Below are 11,018 nucleotides of genomic sequence, written 5' to 3' on the forward strand. Positions count from 1 at the left end.
TATAGCTCTTAAACAACAACAAGAGCATAAAGATCAGGAATTCGAGTCGTTACGTAAAGGTATTGGAGGCTTATTACATCAAGAATGCGCGATTACAAGCTTTGACGTTCAAAGCATACAGCGACAATTGCAGCCATATTTACAGCATACAGAACGACTTCAGCAGCTAGCTGAGACATTCCAAATGGATGCTGAACCAGAAGAGTCTGTAGAGCATTTAAAAATACTTGTATCGCAAGCGAAATCTTCTCTTCAAACAGCACGTCAACAGCTGGAGGCAGTAGAGCAGGCTAATACACAGCTCTTACCAAAGAGAGCGGCACTTCAAACAGCGCAGACTAGCTTACAAGAGATTGAACAACAGTTCACACAATTAGAGGAAAATATAAAAGAAATTAATATAGCTGGATTGAAGAAGGAGAAGCAACTCACAGCTTGCACTAAACTCCTACAATCAACACCGGAGCGCACTTCTGAGGAGGTAGAGGAAGCAATTGCATCCTCCAAAGTAACGATAGGGGAATTGCAGCGCAAGGAACAACAGCTTCCTCTTCGAAAGAAATTACAAGAGCAATGGCGTGACAAGCTGCAAAACGCTACTGAATATGATTTAGATGAAATTCGAAAATTATATGTGCGTCATGCGAATGTTATCGGTACAACATGTGTTGCTTCAGCAAGTAAGGAATTTATGGAGAACTATCCGACATTTGATGTTGTCATTATTGATGAAGTATCAAAGGCCACACCACCAGAGCTATTATTGCCAATGCTTAAGGGTAAGAAAATTATTTTAGTGGGCGATCATCATCAGCTACCTCCACTACTTGGAGATGATACGTTGGAGGAAACGTTAAAGGCGATGCTCGATGAAAATCCAAACTTTGACGGAGCGCAGGAATTAAAAAATTTGCTGCGTGAATCGCTGTTTGAACGTTTATTTAATAACTTGCCGCAAACACACAAGCAAATGCTAGCATTGCAGTACCGAATGCATGAGAAAATTATGCACAGTATCACACCGTTTTACGCGAAAGAGGAAAATGGTTTGCAATGTGGTTTACCAGATTCAGATGCAGCGCGAGACCATTGCCTAGAAGGGCAATTTATTAGCAGAGATGATCATTTGCTATGGGTCGATATTCCAACTGAAAAACCTTATTTAGAGGAGCAAGTAAAGGGCGGAACGAGTCGTTATAATGAAGGTGAATTACAAACTATTCGACGCATTTTAACCGATTTGAATAAGGCTGTTATCGAAGCTAAAGCAGCCGGACGAATGCCTCAGGATGCACAAAAAAGCGTTGGGGTTATTAGCTTCTACGGGGAGCAAGTAAAGAAAATTAATCGCCTTCTGCAACAGGAATTACAGCTACCACATCTTCAATTTAGAACCGGGACAGTCGATAAGTTCCAAGGTATGGAAATGGACGTCATATTAGTAAGTATGGTGCGTAATACACCTAAAGGGGGAGACGTTGGCTTTGCAAAAGATTACAGACGCTTAAACGTTGCCTTATCTCGTGCCCGTGAGCTATTACTACTTGTCGGAAGTGCAGAGATGTTTACTAAACGTGCGAAGCATCAAGATACACGAGAGATGTACAGCAATCTGTTAGAGACAGTGAAATCCTATAACGGTTTGCGTAATCATGAAGGACAGGTGATGTAGATTGTCAAAATTGCAGCAGCGTTTAATGCGTGAACTTCAGCAAAATCGAAATATTAAAATCGTCAAAACCGATGAATGGTGCATCCCAATTCGAACAGTAGAAGTGACCTATGAGCCCGTTCGTCGTTCCACTATGGATGTTTTGATGACTATGCTGTTAATCAGCATACAGGAAGCAGATTTTGCAAGTGCGCAAGATTTAAGTGAGTTATTGCTCGTCGATCCATTATTTATTGAGGATTTAGTATCATTAATGTCTCGAGTAAGTCTTATTGAACAAAAGGAAGACTTCTATCGATTAACATCTAAAGGACAGCAGCAACTGAAACGTGGCATCTTTGAGGAGGAGCTAGATGTAGAAATGGCTAACCTTTACTATAGCCCATGCCATCTTGCATTTCTTGCTGTCGATGAGAACAATATGGAAGAATATGATAATCTGCCAGAGCTCTATCGTTATGTGGATGAAGAGGCTGAGAAGCAGGAGCAATTCGAAGAAGGTATGTTGATAGCAGCGTTACAGCAAGAGGATGGAGAAGAGGCTGGAGCTGGAGCTTCACAAAAAATAGTTTCAAAAATTGTGCAAACTGACGCTAAACAAATTAATGATAGCCCATGCCTCGAATTTGTCCTTCACGATAAAGAGCAAGGTATAGTGTTCGTTCGTGTATGGAATGCGCTGTTAAATCAATGGGATCCGCACCTAGAACAACAGCTCACAGAAAAAGAACAACTAGAGTGGCGTAAGCAATACTTATAAAGCAAAAAAACGAACGTGTGCAGCGTTCGTTTTTTTGTTTTTCAATTGAAAAAGTGGCCAAGGAAATATTTGTGATGTTGTCCAAAAGATACACGCTATGTGAAGTAGTTAATTGGAGTGTAGGCTGGGCGACTCCTTGGGGATTAACGATAGAGGAACGAAGGCTAAAAGCATCACATCCTGTGATAACGCCTTCGAGACCAACATCCTGTCGCTGCCGCTACGTTGCACTACGCTTTCGCACAGAAAACATTTGTTGCCCCGACGTCTCCAGGAAAGCGCCCCCTCGTTTTGCCGAAAAGTCATACTCTTTTTAGGTGAATGTCGATAAAACGGAAAAGTTGGGTGATAAAAACAAAAAGTTAGGTGATAAATGAACAAAGTTGGGCGATAAATTCAAAAAGTAAGGCGATAAAATGGTAAAAGACCTTGATAAATTTTTAAACTCGCATATATTATTACAAAAAAAGGAGGGGACCGATGTTTACGATTAGTTTATGTATGATTGTCAAAAATGAAGAATGTATTATTGAAAGATGCTTAGACTCCGTTCAACATTTAGTGGATGAAATCAATATTATTGATACGGGCTCAACTGATCGTACAAAAAATATCGTCCAAAACTATACCTCTCGAATTTTCGACTTTACCTGGTGTGATGACTTTGCCAAAGCTCGTAACTTTTCCTTTCAGCAAGCTACGAAAGATTTTATTTTATGGCTCGATGCTGATGATGTAATCACAACAGAACATCAGCAAAAGTTCCTACAGCTTAAGCAGTCGCTATATCATCCTAACGTCGATGCTGTTTCCATGGATTATTATGTAACGCTCGATGCTGATGGCTGTGTCGAATCAAGTGAAAAAAGGTTTCGTCTCGTAAAACGTGCACGTAATTTTCAGTGGCGGGGTGCCGTCCATGAGTATTTAGATGTAACAGGCCAGCTCTATCATAGCGATATAGCCGTTACACATTTGCCAAGAAAAAGTGATATTCATCGCAATATTACTATTTATGAGCGTTTAAAGAAAGAAGGGCACCCATTTTCAGCTAGAGAAACATTTCATTACGCAAATGAGCTCAAAATTCATCAGCGATTTTTAGAAGCTATCAATCACTATCATATTTTCCTAGATTCCACAAAAGGCTCGACTGATGATAATATTCAAGGTTGCTTAAATTTAGCAGATTGCTACCAACAGCTACACGATTCAAAACAAGCAACACAAGCTATTTTACAATCATTATTATATGATCGACCAAGACCAGAAACATGCTGTCGAATCGGTCATTTTTTTATGGAGCAATTGAAAAATAAGGAGGCCATTTACTGGTATTCACAAGCATTACAGCAGCCTATAGATCAGACAATGGCTATTCACAAGCATGCTTATTCCACATGGCTTCCGCATTTACAGTTAAGTTTGTTATACAATCGCTTGCGTCTCTATGAAAATGCATATCAGCATAATGAGGCAGCACGTAAATATAAGCCGAAAGATCAGCGCATACTAGACAACCGAAAATACTTGTTAAGTCAGTTAAAGAAGTAAGGCCGTCAAGGAAAGGGAACATCAATAAAGTTTATATATATACCGTAACCAATTAACACCGATACAAAAACAACAATCGTCATAAAAATCACATTCCGAGGTCTGAAAGTTCGAGCATCCATTCATTCATCCCCTTTCAATTTAACGAATATTCTGTCAACCTAACATATGTGTTATAGAAGCTTGAGTATGAGTTCAATGTAAACATTTTTTATTTAGGTCTATAAAAAAGTAGGTGATGAAAAACAATTCGTTTTTCATCACCTACTTTTAATAGAATTAGGGCCATCGCAACCAGTCAAACTTCGGGTAACGGTTGTTGTCTTATTGGTTTGACTGGTAAGATACTATATGTTTTTTGTTCATCGACAGTTGTCATTACATTATTTATAGGCCGTTTTATACCAATCAACCGTTTGCCGAATCGCTTCATCTTGAGGGGTAATTGAAATTGGGAATTTCCCCTTGAATTTTTTTGAATCTACAACAAAATCGTATAAGTGCTGGTACATTAATTCTTTAATCTCTTTCATATCGGAATTAAATAATCCTGCAATATTAACAATAAACTTCCCAGCAACTCTATACTTAGCTGTTGTACCAAGCTCATCTGCAACTTTTTGTACAATTGTGCGTGTAGTATTAGGTTCGTTCGTAGGGATATGCCAAATTTCGCCTAATGCCTCTTCATGCTCTCCAAGCATTATAAGTCCTTTAGCAAAATCACGTATAAAAATATAGGAGTGTTTCGTATCAGGATTCCCCAGAAGATCTGCTGGCTTTCCTTCCATTAAATTTTTAATTACTTGTTCCCCTAATGCTGAAGTTTTGACACGTGGTCCATAAAAATCCGTACCTCGCCCAATCGTTGCTTGAACCTTACCAGATTTATGCGCATTCATTAATTTTGTTGCTACTTCAGCCCGCACTTTTGTTTTCATACCAACTGTATTATAAGAAGCATTTTCGTTAAGTGGTTTGTCATGAGGACCGTATGCATAGAGATTATCTGCGTAAACTATTTTAATCTGTTGAATTGCCGCTACTTCGATAATATTATCCATCATTATTGGAAATAACTCTGCCCAAGATGAATAGGGAAGTCCTAGGCAATGATAAAGGACTGAAATTTTATGAGAATTACAAATATCCATTACACTTTCTAGTTTCGTAGCATCTCCTTTTATGACCTTTACAGACGGAGGAACATCCGCTTTTCCACTCGTATTCACTAAAAGTACATTTTTACCTTCTTGAATAAGCTGATCCATAATCGCTAGTCCCAGTGGACCTGTTCCAAAAATTGCATGATATTCATTTTTCATTTAGAAGTACCCCCAAAAAAAATAGTTTGTTATTTAATCAAAAATAAAACGATGTATCTTTCTCATTTGTAAAGTTCAATTACTTTTTGTTACAACTCTAATTGACTGACAATTCTTTAAAAGAATAATAACTATTTCTTTCTCTAATAGCCTAATTTCTTTGTAAAAACCCCAATCATCATTGTGTGAATTACATTTATAATTTTCAAACTTACATTTTAGACTGCAAGTTACCATTACTTGAAATTTCAATTTTTGTCTAATATCCAACAAAAATTGATTTTACAATTTCAAAAGATAAAAAGGATAATGATTGCGAAAGTAAAGTATAAATGTAATTTGTTGAAACGATAGATAATCAACTAGTTCCTATTCTTTACATTTCAAATTTTTTTATTATGCAGACAAAAATGATTTTACAATTTTCAAAAGATAAATGGATAATGATTATAAATGTAAAATATTTCAATAATAGGTATCGGTTGAGAATTTTTACTACTGATATTTTAAAATACAACTTATTATTTTTCAATATATTTCCACTTAAAGACAAGAATATACCTATGAAATTACAAGTTAATGAAAAAATTACGATTTGTTCACAATATACCTTTTGGCAATAATGTAAAATAATGTTACGCCGTTCTGTATTTTGTTGGCGTTCTTCTATAAACAGTCAAAGGGTAGATAGGCATGAATCAAAAAAATGAGCCAATTGCTATTATTGGAATGGGGTGTAAATTCCCTGGTAATGGTAATAATCTAGATCGATTTTGGGAAAATATTTTAGAGGGGAAGGATTCTATAACGGAGATACCAAAAGATAGGTGGAACATTAATCGTTATTATGATTCTAATAGTAAAAAAAGAGGCAAAACTAGAGCTAAATGGGGAGGGTTTCTCGATAAAATTGCAGAGTTTGATGCAGAATTTTTTGGAATATCGCCAAGATAAGCCAGCTTATTATACCCGCAACAACGTTTGTTATTAGAAGTGATACATGAAGCATTTGAAGATGCCGGATTACCAACTGAAAGTTTAGCGGGGAAGAACGTAAAAGCTTTGAATTAATGAGGATGGAAGGGGATCATTTCTTTATTCATCAGTATGAACAACTGATTGTGCAACAAATAGCAGAGAAACTAGAATTATCTTCGGTATAACATTATGAGTACCCATTTATATCTAGTAAAAGTCTTGGATTCGATAGATGAACATCTAATCAATAGAGCGATTAGTTTTCTTCCCCCTGATATAAGAAAGAAAATAAAGTCATTTTATCATATAGAAGATAGTATTAGAAGTTTACTAGGGTATATGATGCTGAAAAAGGTTCTCCCTCAATTTGATCAGTATACCAATTCTATAAGCTTTACAAAGTACGGAAAGCCGTTTATCCAAAATCAAGACCTTTTTCATTTTAATATTTCTCATTCAAAGCGTTGGGTTGTATTAGCAGTTTCTGAGGATGAAATTGGTGTAGATATTGAATATATAAAGCCTGTCTGTTTTGACACAATGAAAGGTGCCCTTACAGAGGAAGAATATACAAAGTTACAATCCCTTCCTAATTATGAAGCGGTAAAATACTTTTATAAGATTTGGACAGTAAAGGAAAGCTTTTTAAAAATGATTGGTATAGGACTGAGCTTATCACCAAATCATCTACAGACAAATGTTTATGTTGAAGAACCTACAATATTATTAGATGGAAAACAGCAAAATGTAGTGATACAAACTTTTCAAATCGAAAGCAATTATCAAATATCTGTATGCGGAAAAGGGATGAATCATATACAAAAAATGGAGATGTTTCATGCTGAAAAGCTACTAAGGGGATTTGATTAAAGAAAAGGGTCAAACGAAATAAAAGCTAAATAGGCATATCTACCAACGGTTGAAGTTCGTCGGTGTTGATACTAGGTCAGGTGAATTTATATAAAACATTTACTAATACTTTTTAGCCTAGGTTCTTAAAACGGGAAGGTGGTCTGTATTCTTGACAGAATCCAGTAAAATAAAAATGTTTTTTAAATGGAGCATGTTTGTATTAGGGTTTAGTATCGTTATATATGCCATTATTCAATATGGGATTATCGGTTTGGTTGACTCTGGATTTTATTATGTGAAAGTGTATTATTATCAAGAAAAGCTTTCGAGTATATGGGATATTATGATACTTATCCATATTATCGGTTCTTCAATTTCGTTACTTATTGGTCCCTTTTTATTTGTTAAAAAGATACGCAGAGATAAGTTGGCTGTCCACAGAATCATGGGATATGCATATGTGGGAGGAATTCTAATTGGAGGAATAACAGGTTTTTATACTGCCTTTTATTCAACTGGAGGGGTTGTTTCCCATATTGGTTTTATTCTTCTTTCAATTTTATGGATTTATTCAGGCCTGATGGTGACTAACTACGCTATAAAAGGTGAGAATTACTTTCATCGAGCGTGGGCGATTAGAAGTTATAGTTTAACATTTGTTGCTGTCACATTACGTTTATGGCTTGGGTTCTTTGCTCTTATATTTGGTGGTGAAGCATATGTATCATATTATGTAGTGATCGCTTGGCTATGTTGGGTGCCAAACTTAATTATAGCTTGGATTTATACTGCTCCTATTATCAAAAAGGGAATGTGGAATAGAGAAAAAAATCGGCTTTAGAAGCATCTTTTTTATAAGTATGTTTTTGTAGAGAACGGTAAAAGTTATGGACTGGACGGTTTATCTTATTCAGTCCATTCTTTTTTACAAAATTATAGCTATATCAAATTTTTACTCCTTTTAAACAACTGCTGTCTAGTGCTTTCATTGCAACACATTAGAGTTTAGATATTTTTAAGCACATCATTCCTCAATCTTTTTCACAAAAAACCATAAACCATAAAAAAGTTGCAGCTCTAATACTAGCTGTAAGCTTATGGAGGTTTTATAGATAGTTCAAAACAATTTCTACATTTTAATTTGTGGTATATTAGACATTACATAGTTAGTAAAGGAGTACGAATATATGGTTAAAAGTGTTGTTATCGCTGAAAAACCTTCAGTTGCACGTGATATAGCAAATGTTTTGAAATGTAATAAAAAGGGGAACGGATTTTTAGAAGGTGACAAATATATAGTTACTTGGGCATTAGGACATCTAGTAACATTAGCCGATCCAGAAGCCTATGATAATAAATATAAAACATGGAATTTAGAAGACCTTCCAATGTTGCCAGAGAGAATGAAGCTAGTCGTTATGAAGCAGACGGGTAAGCAATATAATGCGGTCAAATCACAGTTAACTCGTAATGATGTCAATGAAATCATTGTGGCTACTGATGCTGGACGTGAAGGTGAATTAGTTGCTCGATGGATTATAGATAAAGCGAATGTAAAAAAGCCAATTAAACGTTTATGGATTTCATCTGTTACAGATAAAGCAATCAAAGAAGGATTTGCTAATTTAAAACCGGGTAAAAACTACGAAAATTTATATGCTGCTGCTGTTGCTCGTTCTGAAGCGGATTGGTATATCGGATTAAACGCGACACGAGCTTTAACGACAAGATTTAATGCACAGCTGAACTGTGGTCGTGTTCAAACCCCAACTGTTGCGATGATTGCTGCACGCGAAGATGAAATTAAAAACTTTAAACCACAAACGTATTACGGTATTGAAGCACAAACAGATTCGTTAAAACTTACATGGCAAGACGCAAATGGTAATTCACGTAGCTTTAATAAAGAAAAAGTCGACGTTATTGTCAAAGCATTAGGCAATCAAGATGCAAAGATTGCCTCAATTGATCGCAAGCCTAAAAAATCATTTGCCCCAGGTCTTTATGATTTAACAGAATTACAGCGAGATGCCAATAAATTATTTGGCTATTCGGCAAAAGAAACATTAAATATTATGCAAAAGCTATATGAATCTCATAAAGTGCTGACGTACCCTCGTACAGATTCTCGCTACTTATCATCTGATATTGTCGGCACATTACCTGAGCGTCTAAAAGCATGTGGCATCGGTGAATATCGTACATTCGCGAATAAAATTTTAACAAAGCCGATTAAAGCGAATAAATCATTTGTAGATGACAGTAAAGTGTCCGATCACCATGCCATTATTCCAACTGAGGGCTATGTGAACTTTTCTGCATTCAATGATAAAGAGCGTAAAATTTATGATTTAGTAGTAAAACGATTTTTAGCTGTATTATTCCCAGCACAGGAATATGAGCAATTAACCGTACAAGCTCAAATCGGACATGAGAAATTTATTGCCAAAGGGAAAACAGTCACTATTGCTGGTTGGAAAGAAGTTTATCAAAATCGTTTTGATGATGAGGAATCAACGGATGATGTAAAAGAGCAACTACTTCCTCGTTTAGAACAAGGACAAATGTTAAAAACAAAGCTAATTGCCCAAACATCTGGCCAAACAAAACCACCAGCACGTTTTACAGAGGCAACATTACTATCAGCTATGGAAAATCCTACGAAGTATATGGAAACGAACGATAAGAAGCTTGTAGATACGTTGAAATCAACTGGTGGATTAGGGACAGTTGCAACACGTGCAGATATTATTGAAAAACTGTTTAATTCATTCTTAATAGAAAAACGAGGCGGCAAAGAAATTTACATTACATCCAAAGGTCGTCAATTACTTGATTTAGTGCCTGAAGAATTACGTTCCCCTGCAACAACGGCTGAGTGGGAGCAAAAGCTTGAGCTCATTTCAAAAGGTAAGTTGAAAAAAGACGTGTTCATCAATGAAATGAAAAAGCATACGCAAGAAATAGTCGCTGAAATTAAAGGGAGCGATAAAAAATACAAGCATGACAATATTTCAACAAAGTCCTGTCCTGATTGTGGCAAGCCAATGCTTGAAGTCAACGGTAAAAAAGGCAAAATGCTTGTCTGCCAAGATCGTGAATGTGGTCATCGTAAAAACGTATCACGTGTCACAAATGCACGATGCCCGCAATGTAAGAAAAAGCTAGAGCTTCGTGGTGAAGGCGATGGCCAAATCTTCGTATGTAAATGTGGATATCGTGAAAAACTATCTGCATTTGAAGCCCGTCGTAAAAAAGAAGGCGGTGGCAAAGTAGATAAGCGCAGTGTGCAGAAGTACATGAAGCAGCAGGAAAAAGAAGTTGAACCGATTAATAATGCGTTCGCGAATTTATTAAAAGGGATGAAGTTTGATTAGACGTATAAGACCATATAGGTAAGAGGTTGAGACAAAGCCTCAATAAATAACAAGCAGCCCAGAACGTTTTACGGACAGTAAAATTTTCTGGGCTTTGTATTTATTTAAGTAAAAAGAAAGGGCATGGTTGAGTCCCAGCTTCTCTTTGATGTTTAGCTAGCAATAAAAAAATAAATTTACTTGAGATGAAGAGACGTAACTATTATATAGGAAGTTTTTTAATGAAATGAAAAAGTTATAATTTTTTTTAGAAAAAGTGTTGACCTTTTCGAATTAAGAGAGTAATATTATACGAGTCGCTAAGATAACTTCTGAAAAACAACGACTACATTTAAAAAATTAGTTGTTGACATCGAGTTTGTGACATGATATTATATAGGAGTTGTTGCTGAGAAAACAGTAACGAAATGAACCTTGAAAACTGAACAAGCAAAACGTAATCAATAAAGTTTTTAGTAACTAACCTTGAGTTGGTGAACGAAACAAAATTTTGGACATCA

General features: G+C 36.0%; 7 protein-coding genes and 1 pseudogene. 7 read left to right on the forward strand and 1 reads right to left on the reverse strand.

What is annotated here, in order from left to right; genetic code table 11:
* The 3 genes from ACFXN8_RS22770 to ACFXN8_RS22780 all read left to right on the forward strand — a co-directional run.
* A partial coding sequence (locus ACFXN8_RS22770) for a DEAD/DEAH box helicase (protein WP_386847764.1) occupies positions 1 to 1,672 on the forward strand: 1,672 nt, incomplete at its 5' end.
* 1 nt (position 1,673) lies between these two features.
* On the forward strand, positions 1,674 to 2,432 hold the full coding sequence (locus ACFXN8_RS22775; RefSeq protein WP_386847766.1) for a hypothetical protein: 759 nt from the start codon (positions 1,674 to 1,676) through the stop codon (positions 2,430 to 2,432).
* A gap of 480 nt (positions 2,433 to 2,912) precedes the next feature.
* Entirely contained in the window at positions 2,913 to 3,986 is a 1,074-nt protein-coding gene (locus tag ACFXN8_RS22780; protein WP_376078544.1) for a glycosyltransferase, read from the forward strand.
* Positions 3,987 to 4,369: 383 nt separating this feature from the next.
* On the opposite strand, the gene ACFXN8_RS22785 is transcribed toward ACFXN8_RS22780, so the two are convergent.
* Positions 4,370 to 5,311, reverse strand: coding sequence for an NAD-dependent epimerase/dehydratase family protein (locus ACFXN8_RS22785; protein WP_386847768.1), 942 nt, complete (start codon positions 5,309 to 5,311; stop codon positions 4,370 to 4,372).
* Positions 5,312 to 6,004: 693 nt separating this feature from the next.
* Between ACFXN8_RS22785 and ACFXN8_RS22790 the strand changes: the two are divergent.
* The 4 genes and pseudogenes from ACFXN8_RS22790 (at position 6,005) to ACFXN8_RS22805 (ending at position 10,518) form a co-directional block, all read left to right on the forward strand.
* Positions 6,005 to 6,382 (forward strand): annotated as a pseudogene (locus ACFXN8_RS22790) (beta-ketoacyl synthase N-terminal-like domain-containing protein).
* Positions 6,383 to 6,478: 96 nt separating this feature from the next.
* Positions 6,479 to 7,159 carry a 4'-phosphopantetheinyl transferase family protein gene (locus ACFXN8_RS22795; protein ID WP_386847770.1) on the forward strand — a complete coding sequence of 227 codons (681 nt, stop codon included), beginning with the start codon at positions 6,479 to 6,481 and terminating at the stop codon, positions 7,157 to 7,159.
* Positions 7,160 to 7,310: 151 nt separating this feature from the next.
* The gene (locus ACFXN8_RS22800; protein WP_386847772.1) at positions 7,311 to 7,982 is read left to right on the forward strand and encodes a DUF2306 domain-containing protein; all 672 of its coding nucleotides are present in this window, start codon (positions 7,311 to 7,313) and stop codon (positions 7,980 to 7,982) included.
* Positions 7,983 to 8,328: 346 nt separating this feature from the next.
* Positions 8,329 to 10,518 (forward strand): DNA topoisomerase III, encoded by a 2,190-nt coding sequence (locus ACFXN8_RS22805; RefSeq protein WP_386847774.1) that lies wholly within the window; start codon positions 8,329 to 8,331, stop codon positions 10,516 to 10,518.
* Positions 10,519 to 11,018: the final 500 nt, after the last annotated feature.

It is taken from the genome of Lysinibacillus sp. NPDC059133, from assembly GCF_042755925.1.
Taxonomy (GTDB): Bacteria; Bacillota; Bacilli; order Bacillales_A; family Planococcaceae; genus Lysinibacillus.

Excerpts from the sequence above, each read along its gene's own strand:
- ACFXN8_RS22780 (WP_376078544.1), top strand. The coding sequence starts at position 2,913 with ATGTTTACGATTAGTTTATGTATGATTGTCAAAAATGAAGAATGTATT.
- ACFXN8_RS22785 (WP_386847768.1), bottom strand. The coding sequence starts at position 5,311 with ATGAAAAATGAATATCATGCAATTTTTGGAACAGGTCCACTGGGACTA.
- ACFXN8_RS22795 (WP_386847770.1), top strand. The coding sequence starts at position 6,479 with ATGAGTACCCATTTATATCTAGTAAAAGTCTTGGATTCGATAGATGAA.
- ACFXN8_RS22805 (WP_386847774.1), top strand. The coding sequence starts at position 8,329 with ATGGTTAAAAGTGTTGTTATCGCTGAAAAACCTTCAGTTGCACGTGAT.